Annotated in this window: 17 protein-coding genes, 1 tRNA gene and 2 pseudogenes; 8 read left to right on the forward strand and 12 right to left on the reverse strand. The window is 60.8% G+C overall.

Going from position 1 to position 17,601, the window contains the following annotated elements; all coding sequences use genetic code 11:
* Positions 1-6 precede the first annotated feature (6 nt).
* The gene (locus N2A41_RS15890; protein ID WP_003561812.1) at positions 7-789 is read left to right on the forward strand and encodes an ATP-binding cassette domain-containing protein; all 783 of its coding nucleotides are present in this window, start codon (positions 7-9) and stop codon (positions 787-789) included.
* A 207-nt stretch (positions 790-996) separates the two neighbouring features.
* Positions 997-1,073: transfer RNA gene (locus N2A41_RS15895), tRNA-Arg, on the forward strand.
* A gap of 38 nt (positions 1,074-1,111) precedes the next feature.
* Here the strand turns inward: N2A41_RS15895 and N2A41_RS15900 are convergent.
* The 5 genes from N2A41_RS15900 to N2A41_RS15920 form a co-directional block, all read right to left on the reverse strand.
* Positions 1,112-2,305: an integrase core domain-containing protein gene (locus N2A41_RS15900; protein WP_441005712.1), complete on the reverse strand. Its 1,194-nt coding sequence runs from the start codon at positions 2,303-2,305 to the stop codon at positions 1,112-1,114.
* On the reverse strand, positions 2,286-2,777 hold the full coding sequence (locus N2A41_RS15905) for a hypothetical protein (RefSeq protein WP_260109214.1): 492 nt from the start codon (positions 2,775-2,777) through the stop codon (positions 2,286-2,288). The genes N2A41_RS15900 and N2A41_RS15905 overlap by 20 nt, the downstream gene beginning before the upstream one ends.
* Before the next feature lie 231 nt (positions 2,778-3,008).
* Positions 3,009-4,388: a sensor histidine kinase gene (locus N2A41_RS15910; RefSeq protein ID WP_260109215.1), complete on the reverse strand. Its 1,380-nt coding sequence runs from the start codon at positions 4,386-4,388 to the stop codon at positions 3,009-3,011.
* Positions 4,385-5,056 (reverse strand): response regulator transcription factor, encoded by a 672-nt coding sequence (locus N2A41_RS15915; RefSeq protein WP_017965669.1) that lies wholly within the window; start codon positions 5,054-5,056, stop codon positions 4,385-4,387. Before N2A41_RS15915 ends, N2A41_RS15910 begins: the two co-directional genes overlap by 4 nt.
* Positions 5,053-5,400, reverse strand: coding sequence for a PepSY domain-containing protein (locus N2A41_RS15920; RefSeq protein WP_222296500.1), 348 nt, complete (start codon positions 5,398-5,400; stop codon positions 5,053-5,055). Before N2A41_RS15920 ends, N2A41_RS15915 begins: the two co-directional genes overlap by 4 nt.
* A 130-nt stretch (positions 5,401-5,530) precedes the next feature.
* Between N2A41_RS15920 and N2A41_RS15925 the strand changes: the two genes are divergently transcribed.
* Positions 5,531-5,806 (forward strand): PepSY domain-containing protein, encoded by a 276-nt coding sequence (locus N2A41_RS15925; protein ID WP_222296498.1) that lies wholly within the window; start codon positions 5,531-5,533, stop codon positions 5,804-5,806.
* Entirely contained in the window at positions 5,803-6,366 is a 564-nt protein-coding gene (locus tag N2A41_RS15930) for a cytochrome b/b6 domain-containing protein (protein WP_222387053.1), read from the forward strand. The genes N2A41_RS15925 and N2A41_RS15930 overlap by 4 nt, the downstream gene beginning before the upstream one ends.
* Before the next feature lie 97 nt (positions 6,367-6,463).
* Here the strand turns inward: N2A41_RS15930 and N2A41_RS15935 are convergent, their stop codons facing one another.
* Positions 6,464-6,652 (reverse strand): DUF982 domain-containing protein, encoded by a 189-nt coding sequence (locus tag N2A41_RS15935; RefSeq protein ID WP_311202881.1) that lies wholly within the window; start codon positions 6,650-6,652, stop codon positions 6,464-6,466.
* A 392-nt stretch (positions 6,653-7,044) separates the two neighbouring features.
* Here N2A41_RS15935 and N2A41_RS15940 point away from each other — a divergent pair, with 392 nt between their 5' ends.
* Both N2A41_RS15940 and N2A41_RS15945 read left to right on the forward strand, forming a co-directional pair.
* Positions 7,045-7,419, forward strand: a complete 375-nt coding sequence (locus N2A41_RS15940) for an EF-hand domain-containing protein (protein ID WP_222296494.1) — start codon at positions 7,045-7,047, stop codon at positions 7,417-7,419.
* A 53-nt stretch (positions 7,420-7,472) separates the two neighbouring features.
* Entirely contained in the window at positions 7,473-7,862 is a 390-nt protein-coding gene (locus N2A41_RS15945; RefSeq protein WP_026154295.1) for a DUF302 domain-containing protein, read from the forward strand.
* Positions 7,863-7,998: 136 nt separating this feature from the next.
* Here the strand turns inward: N2A41_RS15945 and N2A41_RS15950 are convergent, their stop codons facing one another.
* On the reverse strand, positions 7,999-8,694 hold the full coding sequence (locus tag N2A41_RS15950) for a VIT1/CCC1 transporter family protein (protein ID WP_260109216.1): 696 nt from the start codon (positions 8,692-8,694) through the stop codon (positions 7,999-8,001).
* 453 nt (positions 8,695-9,147) lie between these two features.
* On the opposite strand from N2A41_RS15950, the pseudogene N2A41_RS15955 reads away from it, so the two are divergent.
* Positions 9,148-9,327, forward strand: a pseudogene (locus N2A41_RS15955) (universal stress protein); the annotation flags it as partial.
* Between the two features lie 180 nt (positions 9,328-9,507).
* Positions 9,508-12,153 carry a magnesium-translocating P-type ATPase gene (gene mgtA / locus N2A41_RS15960; protein WP_260109217.1) on the forward strand — a complete coding sequence of 882 codons (2,646 nt, stop codon included), beginning with the start codon at positions 9,508-9,510 and terminating at the stop codon, positions 12,151-12,153.
* Positions 12,154-12,179: 26 nt separating this feature from the next.
* On the opposite strand, the gene N2A41_RS15965 is transcribed toward mgtA, so the two are convergent.
* The 5 genes and pseudogenes from N2A41_RS15965 to N2A41_RS15985 form a co-directional block, all read right to left on the reverse strand.
* The gene (locus N2A41_RS15965; protein WP_260109218.1) at positions 12,180-13,109 is read right to left on the reverse strand and encodes an ABC transporter ATP-binding protein; all 930 of its coding nucleotides are present in this window, start codon (positions 13,107-13,109) and stop codon (positions 12,180-12,182) included.
* Positions 13,110-13,379: 270 nt separating this feature from the next.
* The gene (locus N2A41_RS15970; RefSeq protein ID WP_260109219.1) at positions 13,380-14,045 is read right to left on the reverse strand and encodes a CBS domain-containing protein; all 666 of its coding nucleotides are present in this window, start codon (positions 14,043-14,045) and stop codon (positions 13,380-13,382) included.
* A 374-nt stretch (positions 14,046-14,419) separates the two neighbouring features.
* Positions 14,420-15,593, reverse strand: a pseudogene (locus tag N2A41_RS15975) (acetate/propionate family kinase).
* On the reverse strand, positions 15,586-15,939 hold the full coding sequence (locus tag N2A41_RS15980; protein ID WP_222387059.1) for a hypothetical protein: 354 nt from the start codon (positions 15,937-15,939) through the stop codon (positions 15,586-15,588). Before N2A41_RS15980 ends, N2A41_RS15975 begins: the two are co-directional and overlap by 8 nt.
* Positions 15,920-17,554, reverse strand: a complete 1,635-nt coding sequence (locus tag N2A41_RS15985) for an MBL fold metallo-hydrolase (protein WP_260109220.1) — start codon at positions 17,552-17,554, stop codon at positions 15,920-15,922. Before N2A41_RS15985 ends, N2A41_RS15980 begins: the two co-directional genes overlap by 20 nt.
* Positions 17,555-17,601 lie beyond the last annotated feature (47 nt).

The raw sequence follows: 17,601 nt of genomic DNA on the forward strand, positions 1-17,601 counted from the left end.
CCAGACATGGCTGATCAACGCACTCCCCTCGTGGAACTGAAAAACATCTCGATCTCCTTCGGCGGCATTCATGCCGTGGACAATGCCTCGGTCGATCTCTACCCCGGCGAAGTCGTGGCATTGCTCGGCCACAACGGCGCCGGCAAGTCGACGCTCATCAAGATCCTCTCCGGCGCCTACAAGCGTGATGGCGGCGAGATCCTGATCAATGGCGAGCCGGCCGACATCCGCAATCCGCGCGATGCCAAGAAATACGGCATCGAGACGATCTACCAGACGCTCGCCGTCGCCGACAATGTCGACGCCGCCGCCAACCTCTATCTCGGCCGCGAGCTAAAGACCCGCTGGGGCACGCTCGACGACGTCGCGATGGAAGCCTCCGCCCGCGAAGTGATGGGGCGCCTCAACCCCAACTTCAAGCGCTTCAAGGAGCCGGTGAAGGCGCTTTCGGGCGGCCAGCGGCAATCGGTGGCGATCGCCCGTGCGATCCTCTTCAACGCCCGCATCCTGATCATGGACGAGCCGACGGCAGCGCTTGGGCCCCAGGAGACGGCGCAGGTCGGCGAGCTGATCAAGCAGTTGAAGAAGGAAGGTATCGGCATCTTCCTCATCAGCCACGACATCCACGACGTCTTCGACCTCGCCGACCGCGTCTCGGTGATGAAGAACGGCCAGGTCGTCGGGCACGCCCGCACCGAGGACGTGACCAAGGACGAAGTGCTCGGCATGATCATCCTCGGCAAGGTGCCCTCAAAGGCAATTCCCGGCCCCGGCGCCATGCAGATCTGACCGCGCACCAAGGCGCCAGTCCGCGGCAATCAGCTCCGCCTCCCGCAAGGCCGGCGGAGTTTTTATGCAACTATCCCCAGCCTGGCGGATAAAAACGCCCGTCAAACCGCAAGCATCCGGTATTTCCGAGAATTTCGCGATTGAAGCCAGCCGCAAGCTAGGCTAAGAACCACCCATCGGACAGGCGATTCAAACCGCCTCAAGCATGCACCCGTAGCTCAGCTGGATAGAGTGTTGGATTCCGATTCCAAAGGTCACAGGTTCGAATCCTGTCGGGTGCGCCACAAACATGGGGGCCCGTTCTGGACACATGGGTTACGGTTTATTCCTGAGACATAGGTAACACTTTCGCGCCGAAAGGGTTCGGCAGCGGTTCGAGCCTGCATGTCTCGTCATCGAAGTATCCCAAGTCGTAATCCATGAAGCTTGCGAGCCAGATATGGTCTTCGACCTGTTTGATGCCGATGGCCTGGCCGGCAAAGACCAGGCTGAGATTGATCTTCTTTCGCTTGTAGCAGATGCGGCCGCATGTTGTGACGGTAACGGTCTGGTCGTGGAACGGATAGTCGAGCTCCGGCAGGCCGCGATAGGATCGTGGTGAGGCGTTGTAGCGCTCTGCCGGGCAAGCCATGTCAAGCGCCTGGTGGGGCCGCTCGGTGTTGAACTCCTCGATGAAGTCGTCGAAGCGGGCCTGCTGCTGCAGGAAATTGGCGCCGGCCGGCTTGGTGGTCTCCAGCTTGAGTGTGAGATGCATGCGTTCATGGCGGCCGTTCTGCTGCGGATTGCCTGGCTTGATGTGCTCGATGTCGATGTCGATGCCGAGCCTGAGCCACCAGACCGCCAACCGCGACAGATTGAACAATCCGTTGGGGCTGGCGAAGGGTACGCCATTGTCGGTTCTGATCGCCCTGGGCAGGCCGAACTCCTTGAAGACGCTCTCGAACACGGTGAAGGCGTAGGCTTCCTTCGTCGTGTGCAGCGCTTCGCAAGCCAGGAGATAGCGGCTGGCGAAATCAGTGATCGTCAATGGATAGCAGTAGCGCTTGTCGGCGAGCATGAACTCGCCCTTGTAATCGGCGCACCACAGGTCGTTGGGTTGGCGAGGTTGGGAGAGTGGTGTTCCCTGCGCCCTGTTGCGCCGTCGTTTGCGGTGCTGGACCAAGCCGTTGCGGTCGAGCACCGCATGCACGGTCGAGATCGCCGGCGTTTGCACGTCCGGGTAAAGCCGCGCCAGTCGTTCTCTGATCTTCGGTGCGCCCCAGCTCGGCTTCTCCTGCTTGGCACGCACAATCAGCTTCTCGATTTGGAAAGGAAGCTGATTGGCGTGCCGGTAAGGACGTCGCGAGCGATCTGTCAGTCCTTCCAGTCCGCAGGCATTATAGCGGCTGATGATCTTGTGGCCGGTCTTGCGGGAGATGCCGAACTCGCGGCACTGCGCCGCTATCTTCTCGCCATCCAGAACCCGCGCAACGAATTTGAGACGCTCGTCCATAAGGTTACACTCCTGCCAAGGCACCTTCGCTCTCCTCGCAAAGGCCAAAAGTGTAACCCATGTCTCCGGTATGAACTGTCACCCTTCTCTCGGGAAGGACACTGGCGAGCTGGTCGAGAACCTGCGAAAGGGCGTTTCCGATTTTGCCCGGCCCGGCGTCGTTATCCCCCAGCCCAGTTTCGCGCGCGAAGGCCGTGGCGCACTCCACCGTCGTTATCGGCCGTCCGGCCTCACGGAGAGTGCGCAGAGCGAAGCCTCTGCGGTCGAAGTCCCTGAAGAGGTCGGAAACGCCGTCGGTATTCGATCCGTCCCGCTTGCTACGGCGGCGGAACACCCTTGGCTCCGTGCCAGGATCATATTCCGGCTCGTATGTCCGGATGACGACGACGAAAGCGGCCTGCTGCTGCTCCAGCGCGGCGAGCTCCAACCGCAGCTCCTCGATCCTCAAGCGGATCTCGGCCTGTTTCCGCTTCAATTCGTCTGCAACAAGGACCATGCACAATTACCCCCTAGGATCACACCGATCCTAGGGGTTCAGCAGACCGAAGTCTGGTGGCAGTTGCTACCTAATTGCGTGCATGCATTTGCTACCGAATTCGGTAATTGTCCCCTCCCTGTTGGTTTCCACGCGGCCGCAGTTACGGCACAATTTAATGAAGGATACTCGCGCGTCGGCAAACGCGGACATACGGCGTCGATCCCCTCGGAAGATGTTATGTTGTCGCCGCTACTCTTGAATGGAGTTTTCGGGGGCGATGACGTCGGGGAAGACGACTTCCGCACGGAAGCCACCTTCGACGCGGTTTTCCAGGCTGAGCGCAAGATCGTACACCGCTGCGATCTCCGACACGATGGCAAGACCCAGACCAGAGCCGGGTTTCAAACGGTCGAGACGGACACCCCGATGCGGAAGATCGGGCAATCTCTCTGGCGACACGCCTAGGCCGTCGTCCTCGATTACGAGGCGGGAATGGCCATTCTGTCGAACCGCGCTGACATTTATCCTGCTCCTGGCCCACTTGCAGGCGTTCTCGAGCAGGTTTCCCACAAGTTCGCGAAAGTCGTGCGGGTCGACCGGCACTCTTAAGCCGTTGGCAACGTCTATTTTCCAGGCGAGGCGTTCGCCTGCATCAGTGTGTCTGAGCATTCGAACGGTCTCGTTGATGATCTTCTCGACGTCGGCATCGCCACTCCGTTGATCAGGGCTCGGGGTGATACGGGCACGGGCGAGCTCGTGCTCGACGTGCGAGAGCATAGTCTCGGCAAGATGGTCGAGTTCATCGGCGATCTCCACCTCGCCCTTCTCTCGAAGCGAGTACGCGTTGTTTGTGAGAACGGTCAGAGGCGTCTTCAGCCCGTGAGCCAGATCACTGGCCCTGCCCCTGGCCTTCTCCATCGCCGCGGCCTGGCTTTCCAGAAGTTTGTTCAGTTGATTGACGAGCGGTTGGACCTCGCGCGGATAGGCCCCCGCCAGTCGGCTGGCCCTCCGGTCGCGCACCGCTTCAAGATCACGGCCAATGCGGTCGAGGGGTCTCAATCCGATCCAAAGCTGCCCGATCGACATCAACACGAGGAGCGCGGCAAGAACGGCGACATAGGGCAGGATGTCGAGAGCAAATCCAAGGCGCGCGCTGTCGACCTCGTCGGCATTCACCGCCACAGCAATGCGAATGGGTCTCGTGCCCTCCGGTGCGACCAACGACAGCACGCGTTCCTGAACAAGGACATCCTTCCCCTCCGGCCCGGAGAGACGATATTGATGCATGATGCCGACAGGATGTGAATCCTGCGGCAGAGCCAGGACGTAGTCGAAGAGCGAGGAAGATCGGACCTCCGTCTTCCCCACAGGATCGTCGATCTGCCAGTAGAGCCCCCCATAAGGTATCAGGAAACGATTGTCAGGAGGGTTCTCGGGCACCTGCAGCCTGCCTCCGGGCAAGAAGCGGATCACGGCCGCCAGACGGTTTATGTGTCCGGTCAACTCGTTCTGCACGCGCTTGCTGTAGCTGTCCGCAAAGATCTGGACGAGAGCGACGGATGCAGCGGCAAGGCAGATCGACACAGCTATCAGCGACGTGATGATGAAACGGCCGTGAAGCGACCTCATGTCCCCTCGCCCGATGCTATCTGGTACCCGAAGCCTCGGCGCGTGACGATGGCGTTCCTTCCAAGCTTCTTTCTCAGCCGTCCGATCAGGACCTCCACCGAATTGCTCTCCCGTTCAAAATCCTGGGTGTAAAGCTGCTCGGTAAGCTCGAGCTGGGAGATCGCGCGACCGCGGTTCTGCATCAGCACGGACAGGCATTTGTACTCCATGGGCGTGACATCCACAGGCATCCCGTCGACCATCACCGCGCGTCGGCGCGGGTCGATGGAAACGGGACCTGAAGACAGGACCGCACTGGCATGGCCAGAATATCTGCGCAGGACTGCGTGCAATCTGGCGAGAAGCTCCGCGATGCGGAATGGCTTGCCAAGGTAGTCGTCGGCGCCAGCGTTGATCCCCTCGACGCGCTCCTCCCAGTTGCCGCGCGCCGTCAAGATGATGACCGGCATGTCACGACCGTTCGCCCGCCAGTTTTTGAGGATCGTTAGGCCGTCGATCTTCGGCAGACCCAGATCAAGGACGACGGCGGCGAAGTCTTCATGCTCGCCGGCGAACAGGGTGGCTTCTCCGTCGGTCTCGTGGACGACGTTGAAACCGGCCTTGGTGAGCTGGGCGGCCACGTCACGGGCGATGAGCGGGTCGTCTTCGGCAAGCAATAGGCGCATCATTCGTTCTCGATTTCGACGATCCTGCCTGACGCGGCGTCCAGTTCCACCTCCGTGACCTGACCGCCGCCCCTCAGAATCCGGAACTCGTAGATTATGCGATCGTCATGCCGATCGACACTGATATCGATCAATTCGCCGGGCAACTTGGCGAGGACTTTCGCCTTCAGTACGGCCAGAGGCAGGATTTTCCCTTCGTGCACCCGTTTAGGAAGGTCCTCGTGCGACGGCAGGTCATCCGCTTCGCGGGAACGACCAGGGAAATCGTCGGCATGTGCGCTCCATATCGGAAGCAACGGCCACAGAAGAACTAGGCAGACGAACGCGAGCGTGCGGGGCGGGTACATTGTCGAAGAATATCCTATCGAAGATGACAATAACCTGACAATCGCGATCAGGTCGCCGTCAGGTCGCGCCTCATAGGTTCGAGGCCGACCAGATGAGCAAAATCGCTCCTGGGATGATGGAGAAAGACCAATGAAGAAAATCATGTTCGCAACCCTCCTGCTCGCCACCGCGTCGATCGGCGTTGCCCGCGCCGAAGAAGGTCAGAATTGCACGCAGGCTTCCAAGGACAGGTGGTTGAGCGAGGACGGCATCAAGGAAAAGGCCAAGGCCGCGGGCCTCGATGTGCGCCGGGTCAAGGTGGAGGGCAGTTGCTACGAGGTCTACGCCGTCGATATGAAGGGCAAGAAGGTCGAAACCCTGTTCAACCCCGAAACCGGCGCAGTGGTCGGCAACGAAAGCGAATGACCATGCGCAGGATGGATATGGATGCGGCGGGCGCTGGCTCGCCGCCAAAGATCAGGGTCTGGGACCCGGTCGTGCGGATGTTCCACTGGGGTCTGGTGGGCCTGTTCGCGTTTTCCTTTCTGACGGGCGACGAGTGGAAACAGGCGCATATTCTGTCGGGCTACGCCATCGTAGGTCTCCTGCTCGTGCGGATCATCTGGGGCTTCGTCGGCAGCCATCACGCGCGCTTTTCCAACTTCATCTACGATCCGATCACCACCCTCGGCTTCTTGCGTGACAGCCTGGCCATGCGCGCGAAGCGCTACATCGGCCACAATCCGGCCGGAGGCGCGATGGTGTTAGCGCTGCTCCTCGCGATCTCGGGCATTGCCACAACCGGGTACATGATGACGACGGACGCCTACTGGGGAGTGGAATGGGTGGAAGTGGCGCATGAACTGCTGGTCAATTTGACGCTTGGCCTAGTCGTCCTTCACATCGCTGGCGTCCTCCTGGCAAGCATCGAGCACAGGGAAAACCTTGTCCGAGCGATGGTAACCGGCAGGAAGCGAGCCGATTGACCTGGATCGGCGTCGCGGCCAAGTAGGACCTGAAGCCATGGAAGACACCTGGTTAAGGACTTGTTGCTCATTTGCCGAGCTGATCTCGTCCCGGCGTCTACGAACGACCAGGGGCCGCGCAGGTGGACATCCTGGCTTCGTCAGCGGCCTGAATGAAAGCCGTGCGCGCTGGCTCCTGCGAGACATTCCCGCTTACGGCCGCGGCGCAGATCTCTCTCGCGAATGCGTGTTTTCTACGCCATCGATTTGCGGGAAAGTCGAGCGCTCCCTCCGCCGACAGCCTCAGGGACGTTCATCCCACCTGGACGAAAACAGGTTCCGACCAGGTTCCTTCAATCTGTTTCTGGGACGTCATCCTCGATCTCCTGAACGTTTCGAATTGCGAGCGGGGCATCATTACGAGGGCGGGACCACGATCAGGCGCTGGCTGATGGCGTCAGGATACAGCGTTCGACTGGCATGGACGTTGATCAAGCCAGGTCGCTTCAGCCGCGATCATTCCTCGGCGACGCAGGTGGCTGACGTCGCAGTCATGGCGCCGCACGAAGGCGATCGGTCCGACCTCGATGACTCGAACCATACAAGTGGTTGATCCAGCGCAATGTGTGAAGCCAGTGGGCATCCTATTCTCAAAGGCAGCTCCAACTCGTGGAGGACAACACTTAAAGGAGATTCAGGATGTCCATGTTCAAACTGCCAACGATCGCTATGTTGGCCTTGCTCGGTGCCGTGGGTATCGCCTCTGCCCAGACGAAAAGTCCAGACCCGGCCCAGTCGGAGGACAAGCCCGATGCCGACGGATCGGAAATGATGCCAGGCATGATGGGCCGCAACATGATGTCATCGGACATGAATGAAGGAGTGCGCATGATGGGGCCTATGCGCGGTCATATGATGAAGATCATGTTCGTCATCGCCGACAGTGATGGGGACGGCGCAATATCTTTCGAAGAGGTGACCGCAATCCACAAACGCATCTTCAACGCGGTCGACGCAAACAAGGACGGCAAAGTCACACCTGAAGAAATGCAGGCATTCATGCAAGACATGTGATTGGACGCCGTGCATTTGCCGGCCGTTGCATGGGAGCCTAAAGGAGACTTCTCATGACCTATACGCTCGATAGAACTCTCTGGGCGACCAGTTTCGACGATGCGGTCGGCAGGACCAAATCCGCTCTCATCAAGCACGGGTTCGGTGTTCTGACGGAGATCGACGTCAAGGCAACCATGAAAAAGAAGATCGACGCCGACATCGACGACTACCTCATCCTCGGAGCCTGCAATCCGCGCATGGCGTTCGAGGCGATGAAACTGGAACCGAAGGTGGGGGCCATGCTGCCGTGCAATGTCATCCTGCGCGGGGTCGGTGGCGGCAATGTCATGGTGAGCGCCATCGATCCGGTCGCATCCATGCAGGCTATCGACAACGAAATGCTGACCAGTCTGGCAGGCCGGGTTCGCTCGATGCTCACCGAGACGGTCGCCGAGATCTGACGATTGGGAGTTCCGGCCACCGAGCTCTGAGGGGTCGATCTTGCGTCGCCCCTTTCGTTGCGACCAGAACCGCAACATCCTACAAACTCACCCCGTCCTCAAGCTGGGCGTGCAGGAAGGGGCGGAAAGTTACTGGTCAGACTGCGGTATCAACCAGCGCACCGATCCCCGCCGTCAATGTCATAGCGAAAGCGCCCCAGAAAGTGACGCGCGTGGTGGCTCTCCAGACGTTGGCGCCGCCCGCTTTCGCACCGATAGCTCCCAGCAGCGCGAGGAAGGCCAAAGACGCGGTTGCAACGGTATAGATTAGCACCGAGGCGGGCGAAAGTACGACCATGAGCAGGGGCAACGCGGCCCCCACCGCAAACGTGACGGCCGACGTCAAGGCCGCCTCAACCGGCCGGGCCGCCATGTGTTCGACGATACCGAGTTCGTCGCGTGAATGCGCGTCGAGAGCATCATTTGCAGTCAGTTGGATCGCGACTTGCCTGGCCAGCTCGTCGGTAAGGCCGCGTTTGACGTAGATCTCCGTCAGCTCCTCGCACTCAACTTCTGGTTGCGTATCCAGCTCGATTCGTTCTCGTGCAAGATCGGCTTCCTCGGTGTCCGCTTGAGAGCTTACCGACACGTATTCACCGGCCGCCATGGACATCGCGCCCGCGACCAGACCAGCGACGCCTGCTACCAGGATCTGCGAGGGTCCGGCGGACGCGGTGGCGACGCCCATGATCAAGCTCGCCGTCGAGACGATCCCATCATTTGCGCCGAGGACGGCAGCCCTTAGCCAACCGATGCGGGAGACCAGGTGATGTTCCGAATGCAGTCTGCTCATGCGCGTCTCCCGCCGGCGGCGACGCTGACGAGCACGTAAATACCCGCGCCTATGGTAACGCCTAAACTGTACAGGACGGCGTGCGACAGGGTTAGCGTACGTGCTAGTCTCCGCCGCATCCCGGTGGTTTCGGCGGTCGTTGAATTCACTTCGCGCTCCCATTGTTCACAGACACGTCCTCCTGGCTTCAATACCGGAGCTCGGCCATCAAGGATTTGACCACGATCAACTTACGCGGGCTTCCAGTTGGAAAGGCGCCTATGTGAACTTCCGGTTATCGTGGCGCTCGGCGAAGGAGAGACGGAATTCTGGCACACGGCGCCGGCCGTGGCCAGGAAGCCGGAGCGCCGGCAATTGCGTTACATCAATGCCGAGTCGAAACGAATAGGAGATAGATGATTGCAATCGCGGCGGTCCGCGAGAGATGGAGCAGGACATGACGGCACAATATTTGCCGCTCGGTTTACCTCGTCATCCATCGGTTTGAGCATTCAGGAAGCAGCACTGGAACTGGACGCCGATATCCTGGTCATGGGAGGATTTGGACGCTCGAGGTTACGCGATTCTGTCCTGGGCGGAGCAACCGATGGCGTCTTGCACGAGCCTCTTCTGCCCATCCTCATGTCGCATTGACGAACTGTGCCCGCCGTGGCTGGTTTCGGCTGCTATCGAGCGGCGGGACCTCACCGGCTTCGAACGGCGTGGACGTGGGTATCGATCAAGCCAGGCACCTACGATGCGAAGCTTTGACAACCATCAATGACGTCCCCCTGGCGGAGACGATAATCGGCGAAATCACATACGGAGTTCGCCATGGATATCCCCGTTCCTCCCTCTCCTCCCCCTTCGTCCGCTTTAGAGGTCGCGACTTCTGCATACTGGGTGAGATCGCCCACGGAGCTGGGCGCTGCCCTCGCCAGCTCCCTGCAGGACGGGCTGACGTCCGGCGAAGCGGAAGAACGGCTACGACGGTTCGGGCCGAACTCTCTTTCCGAGGAAAGCGGCGGAGGCATGTTGGCGAACTTCGCGCGCCAGTTCAAAAGTCCGCTCGTGCTCGTGCTTGTGTTCGCAGCGCTTGTCGCGGGTAGTGTCGGCGAAGTCCACGACGCCTTCATCATCGGCATCATCATTCTCGCTAGCTGCTTCCTGGGTTTTCTGCAGGAACATGGCGCGCAAAGAGCGGTCGAGGCGCTGCGACAGCGAATTTCTCTCACTTCAAGGGTCCGCCGCGACGGCGCCGACAAGGTCGTGACTGCAACCGGCATCGTGCCGGGCGACCTGATCCTGCTCTCGGCGGGGAGCCTCGTGCCTGTCGATGCAGTCATCGTTGTCGCGCAGGATTTAAACGTCAGCGAAGCGACGCTTACCGGAGAGACTTTTCCCGTTGCGAAGGCGCCCGGCTTTTCAACCGAGGACGCCGGTCTCGCGGACCGTTCCAACTGCGCGTTCGCAGGAACCTCGGTTCGGAGCGGCACGGCGACGGCCCTTGCTATCGCGACCGGCCCCCGCACGGAATTCGCACGGATCGCCAGCGCCGTCGCGCGTCAGATTCCGGAAACGGAATTCGCTCGAGGTGTTCGGCATTTCGGATTTCTGATGACGCGGATCATGCTCTGCATCGTCGTCGTCGTGCTGGTGGCGAATCTCCTGCTTCATAGACCTATCGTGGACTCTCTGCTTTTCTCGCTCGCGCTTGCCGTCGGCCTGACGCCTGAGCTGCTGCCTGCGATCATCAGCGTGACGCTCGCGCGCGGCGCCCGGATGATGTCGAAGTCTGGCGTGATCGTTCGCCGCCTCGATGCAATGGAGAACCTTGGCAGCATGGACGTGCTTTGCACGGACAAGACGGGGACGCTTACCGAGGGCGTCATCCGCCTTGACAGTTGTGTCGACCCGCAGGGCGTCGGCTCGCCGGAAGTGCGGCGGCTGGCACTTCTCAATTCGGCGTTTCAATCGGGAATGAAGAATCCGCTCGACGACGCCGTGACGGCCACGATCGCCGCGGGGGAGATTTCTCCCGACGCCCGCAAGCTTGCCGAGATCCCCTACGATTTCTCGCGCAAGCGCCTATCCGTGATCGTTGCCGGCAAGGACCGGCCGCCGCTGTTGATCTGCAAAGGAGCGGCCACCAACGTGATCGACGTCTGCGCCGCAGTCATGACCGCGCGCCGCGAAGTGGCCTTGGACGACAATGTCCGCAAACGATTAGACGATGCCTGCCGGCAATGGGGAGAAGCAGGCATGCGCGCGCTCGCGGTCGCCACCCGGCCCATATCCAAAGCCGCTCCCGAAATCTCGAGGGAAGACGAATGCGGGCTTTGCCTGCAAGGTTTTCTGCTCTTCTCAGATCCCCCGAAGACCGATATTTCAGCCGTGGTAGCAAGCCTCATGGAACGAGGGGTGCGGATCAAGGTGATATCGGGAGACAACCGATATGTCGTCCAGCATCTCGCGTCGTCGATCGGAATCGACGGTTCCTGCATGCTCACGGGGAAAGAGGTCGGCCGCATGAGCAACGACGCACTGTTCAGCCGTGCGGGGAAAACCGACCTGTTCGTCGAGATCGACCCAAATCAGAAGGAACGGATCGTGGCGGCCCTCCGCAAGGCCGGACACGTGGTCGGATATCTTGGAGATGGGATAAATGACGCGCCGGCCCTTCACGAGGCGGACGTCGGGATTTCGGTTGAGGGCGCGGCCGACGTCGCCCGCGAGGCTGCCGACGTCGTCCTGATGCGGCAGGACCTCGCCGTCCTTTCCAAAGGCGTGGACGACGGACGCAGGACCTTCACTAACACGATGAAGTACATATCGATCGCGACCAGCGCCAACTTCGGCAACATGATCAGTATGGCAGCGGCGTCGCTCGTGCTGCCATTCCTGCCGCTCCTTGCCAAGCAGATACTGCTGAACAATCTGCTGTCGGACCTGCCGGCGATGGCAATCGCCACGGACAAGGTCGATCCGGCAGACCTTCGGCGTCCGCAGCGTTGGGACATCTCCCGCATCAAGAGGTTCATGCTCTGGTTCGGGCCGCTAAGTTCTCTCTTTGATCTGGCGACGTTCGTCGTCCTGCTGGCAGTGTTTTCCGCCGGACAGGACGAGTTCCGCTCCGCATGGTTCGTTGAATCGCTCATGACACAGTTAGCGACCATGCTCGTCATCAGGACGCCGGGTCCGATCTGGAGGAACCGGCCCAGTCCGCTGCTATTCGGCACGGCGATCGCCGTCGCTGCGGCAGGAGTGACCATCCCCTACACCCCGATCGGTGGGCTTTTTGGTTTCGTTCGGATCCCCCTCGAAATTCTCGCAGTGCTTTTGGCTGTGACCTTGATCTACGTATCAGCTCTCGAGACCGTGAAGATCTTTTACTTTGCGACGTTGTCAACGCAGCACCATTCACTGCAGCGAGCGTCGCGTCGTCGGCCTCGCGCTCGTACAAGGCGCCTTTCAAAATAGGCGTGATCGCCGGGCGCGGAAGGCACTCACGTCTTGCCAATGCCAGCGCCATCGAACTTCGCGGCGTCCCTGATGAGCCTGAACTTCACCTGGGTCACCCTGAGGTCACGATACCAGTCCACGATCGCCCCCCAAGGGTCGACGATCTTTGCCAGTCCCGAGACGAAGGCGACAACGGTGCCTATCTCGGTCTTGCCGGTGACAACATAATATCCCCCGAGGACGAAAATGCCGACATAGCCCAGTTGCGCCATGAGATTCATGAGAAAGTTCATGGCGTACTTGTAGCGGTAGATCTCCATGTTGGCGGAGAAGATCGCTCCGATGCGCGAAGTTTGAGGATCCTCTCCCTGGCCACCTTCGATCGCATGCACCCTGCCTTCGCTGACGTCGCGCATGATGGCGACCTTCGCCTCGACCCGGCGGTTGATCGCGGCCTGCAACATCGGGACGAACGCAATCTGCGGGGCGAAGGTTGCTGCGACGGCCAGCATCATCAGCGGTTGGAGATAGATCAGGTAGCTGCAGACGGTGACAAGGATGCCGACCTGCAGCAGCAGCTCGGAGATGCTGGTTCCGACGAAACCGCCGACCGGCTCGGCTTCCGCAAGCACGATCGACAGCTCGACGCCCTCGAGCATGGATTCTGATGGCGGCGTCTCGGCCCGATGCAGAACGCGCGCTCGCAGCCAGAGCGTGCCCTTCTCGCCCACCCAGCTTCTGTAGAGATTGAGGGTGAATTTTATCACGCCCTCCAACACTGCCACCGCGAGATAGAGGGATACGAGAAAAAGAAGCGTCCCGTAGGATGCTTGCTGGGTCGCCTCATTGACGATCCGGCGCTGGAGTTCGAGAGGCGCCGCGCCGATAACAAACAGAACCAGGGACAGCCCGGCGATCAACGCCTGATGACGCCTTCCCATCAGCCAGATAAAGCCGAACAGGTCGGAGGGCATCGAATCTGTCGCGCTTCCGGTCTTTTGCAAGACGCGGCCCGGCATTCCAATCCTGGAGGGCCAAATGTTCATCGCGCACTCACGGGTCAGAGAGAGAGCGCTCGACGCGCCCGCTTCGAGAGTCGTCGGATGGTTTCACCAGCAGGACGCCCAAGACCGTCCCGACCATGAGGACAAGAATGACGAGGAGAAGCCTCGACATGATGGCGTCTGCAATGACCCTGACAAACATGACGGAAACACCGGGGACGATTTCATCGTTTGAGGGACTTACCATGCGAAGGCCAGGGTGATCTTGTTCACCACGCCGCCGACGCCGCGGACGCTTTCCGCCGCCACCTTGGCCGCTGAGCGTTCCAGCTCAGTGTCGACCTCTCCCCTCAGGGTGACGATCCCGTTGGAGATGGTCGCTTTGACCGTAGGGGCGGTTATTTCGAGCTCGGCTTCCAGGCGGCTACGAACGGCGGTCCCTACCGCCTCGTCGCCGGAAGCTGTGCACTGCCGAGGAACATCGAGAAGCGCTCGCATCAAGTCGCGACGGCTGATCATTCCGGCGAGCCTACCGTTCTCGACGACCGGCAGGTGTTTGATGTTGTGGGCCTGCAGCAGCTCGGCGAGTTGGCTGGCGGTGGCGGTCGGGGTGGCGCTGACGACGGGCGTCGACATCACGTCCCTGACGCGCCAGCTTCGGGCCTTCACGTAGTCCGCCAGTCCATCTTCGCGGTCGCGCGTATGTGGGACCGCCCGTCTCGCCCAAGACGACGCCACCCGGCGCAGCAGGTCTCCCTCCGTGACGATGCCCGTGAGCCGACCTTCGCCATCGACGACGGGCACCGCGCCAATTTTGCTGGCGTTGACGATCTCGACGGCTTCCCTGACGTTGTGTCCCTCGTCGAGCGTCGTAACGGGGGTCGTCATGATGTCTCTAGCAAGCATCGTGTCGTCTCCTTTAGATTGGCAGGACAATTACACGCGAAAAATCGATCCGCCGCCTTGACGAAGATCAAACCTGAGCATCGTGTCACACCGGAGGTCGAGGAAACCAGTTTCCTCCTAAGACGCCCTTTCCCGTGCGAGTTCAGTACCTCCGGCATGTCCTCGCCATCCTCTTTGATGGACGCTTCGACGAGCCTCATCACGGTGATGTTGAACGGCATGGTCGTCGTGCATTGCTCCACGCACATGGACCTGCCGTGATCGGTGCGACGGTACGCCAACCGATGAATGAGTGGAAGTAAGCGAAGATGACCGGCCTACTCCGTGAAGATGTCGTTGAACGCGCGACTTAGCGTGCACACATGTTCGACCCCTTAAAGCCTGTGGCGGCTGATGACTTCGATCGCTTCGTCGGCGATCACCTGTTCCTCGTCGGTCGGAATGACGAGGGCGACGATTTCGCTTTCCCTTGCGCTGATCACGGTCGCGTTCATCTTGTTCGCGGGCTCGCTCAACGAGAGACCCAGCCAAGAGAGATGGCGGGCGACGCCACCCCGTATCTCCGGCTGATGCTCGCCTATGCCGGCGGTAAAGACGATGGCGTCCACCCCGCCAAGAGAGACGGCAAGCCTTCCGATTTCGCCGGCGATCCTGAAGCAGAAGAGGTCGAGGGCTTCCCTTGACGCCGGATGGAAGTCCTGCAGCAGGACCCGGACGTCGCCGCTTTTCCCGGAGACGCCGAGCAGGCCGCAATGGTGATAGAGGAAATCCTCGAGACTGTCTGCGTCGTGGAAATTGTTGCGCAAAAGGTGGACGACAGCGCCCGGATCGAGCGAGCCCGGCCGGGTCGACATCGGAATTCCGTCCAGCGGGGAGAACCCCATGCTGGTGTCTATACTCACGCCGTCGACCATGCCGCAAAGGCTCGCACCGCTTCCAAGGTGCGCGCAGACGACACGGCCAGCGGCAAGATCTGGATCGTGTTTCCTGAGTTCGCCGGCGACGTACTTATAGGAAAGACCGTGGAAGCCGTATCTGCGGATCCCGGCGTCGTGCAGCTCTCTCGGAATGGGCGAGCCGTGCGGCAAGACTGCTCTGCGACGAATGGAATGCGGTATCGAATGACACTGTTTGGGGTATGTCCGGATATGCGCTTCGGATTGCGCGGACGATCGCAAGCGCCGGAGGAAGATGCACCGGTGAGAGATGCGTCAGATCTTCCATTCTGAGGACCACTTCGGGCTCCAGCAGAACGGGGCCATCGAAGACCTGTCCGCCGTGGACGACGCGATGGCCGGCCACCACGGGGTCGAATCCTCTGCGGACGATGCAATCGACGAGCTGCAAAACCAGCCCCGCGTCGATTGCTGTCCCGGACGGAAGATCGACAGCCTCGTCCCCGTCAGAAAATCGAAAGGTGAACCTTGGCTGGTCTCCGAGCGTGGCAACGCCGCTTCCCAGCCGGAGTGCCCGGCCGTCCTTCAACCTGAAGACGCCGACCTTGAGGCTGGAGGAACCGGCGTTGAAAGTGACGGCAACCCTATCCATGGCCCGGAGTCCTGGGGCGTGCCGTCCCAGCAGACCTCGCAGCCACCTTCGTTGCAGCCTGCCTGGCTGCCTCCTTGCTTGCCTCTGCGAAGAATTCGCATGCGTACTCTAGGGCGGCCTTCTCGTCTTCCGACGACAGACCGAACGGCGCGCACTGCTCCTTCATCGCCCGCAGGATCTTCTTCTTTAGCGCAGCGACCGCAAAGGCATTCTTCGAAGCGAGAACCTCCTGCAGGCAGGTTATAGCGACGACCTCCAGGACGATAAGCTTGCCTTGCACTTCCCCCTGGCTCGGTATCGCGAAGCGTTCCCCGCCGCGCTTGCAGTCACGATCCATGATCAGCATTGCCGTCCCTCCTCCCTTCGACCGCCGGAGCATCGTCCGGGTCCAGTGCGCGTCGAAGCCTGCGCAGCACGACCGCGCGACCCTTTTCGTCGGCGACGGATGTCAGGCGATCCGACAGGTCGAGCACGAACCGCTGATAATCATTGTTCCAGTCGGGCCTGCCGGGCACGACCGGCTTGATACGTGCGGGCGTCCGGTCATCGACGAGGCGTGCACCCGACGGTGCAAGCTCGTAGGCGTCGTCCAGCGACGGGCAGACGACCTTTGCAGAAACTTGCTTTGGGAGCCGGGCGGACATCGCTTCACGAGCGCTCTCCTCTCCATGGACGAGGAAGATCGCCTTCCGGATCGGTTCCCGACCCGCAACCCACGCGTCCAGTTCGCTTGCATCCGCATGTCCGCTATAGGCGTCGAGCGTGGCCATCCTGGCGCCGACGTGAATCTCCTCGCCCTGGATGCGGACGTCGGTCGCGCCCTCCTGCAGGATGCGGCCGAGCGTCCCCGCCGCCTGAAACCCGACAAACAGGACGGTGCACTCCTGCCGCCAAAGCCAGTTCTTCAGGCGGTGGCGGATCCGCCCCGCCTCGCACATTCCACTTGCCGCGATGATGATGTGAAAGCCTCGGACGAGATCGAGCGCCTTCGACTGCTCGGCCGTCTCGGTGAAGCGGACATTCGGCGCATTGAGCGCGCGAAGGAACGCCTTGCCGTGACCGAGGTCGGCCGCATGCCTCTTGAATGCCTCGGTCGCTTGCGATGCAAGCGGCGAGTCTATCATGATAGGGCACCGCGGCACCTCTCCTTCGTCCATGAGGGCGACGAGATCGGTCAGCACCTCCTGCGTCCTCTCGACGGCGAAGGAGGGAATGAGAAGAACCCCGCCAGGGCTGTTCGAGGTCGCCACCACGTCGCGCAGCCGGTCCCGTCGAACCTTCAGGGCGTATTCTTCCCGTTCCCGGTCTCCGTATGTGCTTTCGCAGATGAGGTAATCGACCCCGGAAGGTGCCCGCGGGAGATTTTCGAACAGCTTGTTGCTCGCGCCGACGTCGCCGGAGAACAAAATTCTTGTCGGTCCGTCGGCGCCGGGGGCCTCGAGTTCGATCGATGCGGAACCCATCAGGTGTCCAGCATTCCAGTAACGGAACCTTGCGCCGCCAACGGTCTCCCGCCACTCACCATACTCGACGGCGATGAACTGCGGCAGCATGCTGCGGGCGTCGTCGGCGGTATAGATGGGCTCCACCGGCTCTCGCGCCCTTCTGCGATTCCTTCGGTTGAGCTGTCGGACCTCCGACTCCTGGATATGACCCGAATCCTGCAGCATGATCGTGCAAAGGTCGATCGTTGCTGCCGTTGCAAAGATCGGTCCACCGTATCCCGCCTTCGCGAGCTTCGGAAGCAGCCCCGAGTGGTCGATGTGCGCGTGCGTGAGCAGCACGGCGTCGATCGTCGATGGTTCGAAGGGGAATGGCTTGTAGTTGAGCTCCTTCTCCGATTTCGAGCCCTGGAACATTCCGCAGTCGATCAGAATGCGCGTGCCACCAGCCTCTAAAAAGAAGCACGACCCGGTGACCGACCCCGCGGCGCCGTGGAAATGGAGAATGGGATTGGCCATGACAACTCCTACTGTTGTCACGAACCTACGCCGCCGCAGGCGATCGT

This window comes from Rhizobium sp. SRDI969 (assembly GCF_025152725.1).
GTDB lineage: Bacteria > Pseudomonadota > Alphaproteobacteria > Rhizobiales > Rhizobiaceae > Rhizobium > Rhizobium leguminosarum_I.

Bases quoted from the DNA above. Each gene is read 5' to 3' on its own strand.
- N2A41_RS15890 (WP_003561812.1), top strand. From the start codon at position 7: ATGGCTGATCAACGCACTCCCCTCGTGGAACTGAAAAACATCTCGATC.
- N2A41_RS15905 (WP_260109214.1), bottom strand. From the start codon at position 2,777: ATGGTCCTTGTTGCAGACGAATTGAAGCGGAAACAGGCCGAGATCCGC.
- N2A41_RS15910 (WP_260109215.1), bottom strand. From the start codon at position 4,388: ATGAGGTCGCTTCACGGCCGTTTCATCATCACGTCGCTGATAGCTGTG.
- N2A41_RS15915 (WP_017965669.1), bottom strand. From the start codon at position 5,056: ATGATGCGCCTATTGCTTGCCGAAGACGACCCGCTCATCGCCCGTGAC.
- N2A41_RS15920 (WP_222296500.1), bottom strand. From the start codon at position 5,400: ATGTACCCGCCCCGCACGCTCGCGTTCGTCTGCCTAGTTCTTCTGTGG.
- N2A41_RS15925 (WP_222296498.1), top strand. From the start codon at position 5,531: ATGAAGAAAATCATGTTCGCAACCCTCCTGCTCGCCACCGCGTCGATC.
- N2A41_RS15930 (WP_222387053.1), top strand. From the start codon at position 5,803: ATGACCATGCGCAGGATGGATATGGATGCGGCGGGCGCTGGCTCGCCG.
- N2A41_RS15940 (WP_222296494.1), top strand. From the start codon at position 7,045: ATGTCCATGTTCAAACTGCCAACGATCGCTATGTTGGCCTTGCTCGGT.
- N2A41_RS15945 (WP_026154295.1), top strand. From the start codon at position 7,473: ATGACCTATACGCTCGATAGAACTCTCTGGGCGACCAGTTTCGACGAT.
- N2A41_RS15950 (WP_260109216.1), bottom strand. From the start codon at position 8,694: ATGAGCAGACTGCATTCGGAACATCACCTGGTCTCCCGCATCGGTTGG.
- mgtA (WP_260109217.1), top strand. From the start codon at position 9,508: ATGGATATCCCCGTTCCTCCCTCTCCTCCCCCTTCGTCCGCTTTAGAG.
- N2A41_RS15965 (WP_260109218.1), bottom strand. From the start codon at position 13,109: ATGCCCTCCGACCTGTTCGGCTTTATCTGGCTGATGGGAAGGCGTCAT.
- N2A41_RS15970 (WP_260109219.1), bottom strand. From the start codon at position 14,045: ATGCTTGCTAGAGACATCATGACGACCCCCGTTACGACGCTCGACGAG.
- N2A41_RS15980 (WP_222387059.1), bottom strand. From the start codon at position 15,939: ATGCTGATCATGGATCGTGACTGCAAGCGCGGCGGGGAACGCTTCGCG.
- N2A41_RS15985 (WP_260109220.1), bottom strand. From the start codon at position 17,554: ATGGCCAATCCCATTCTCCATTTCCACGGCGCCGCGGGGTCGGTCACC.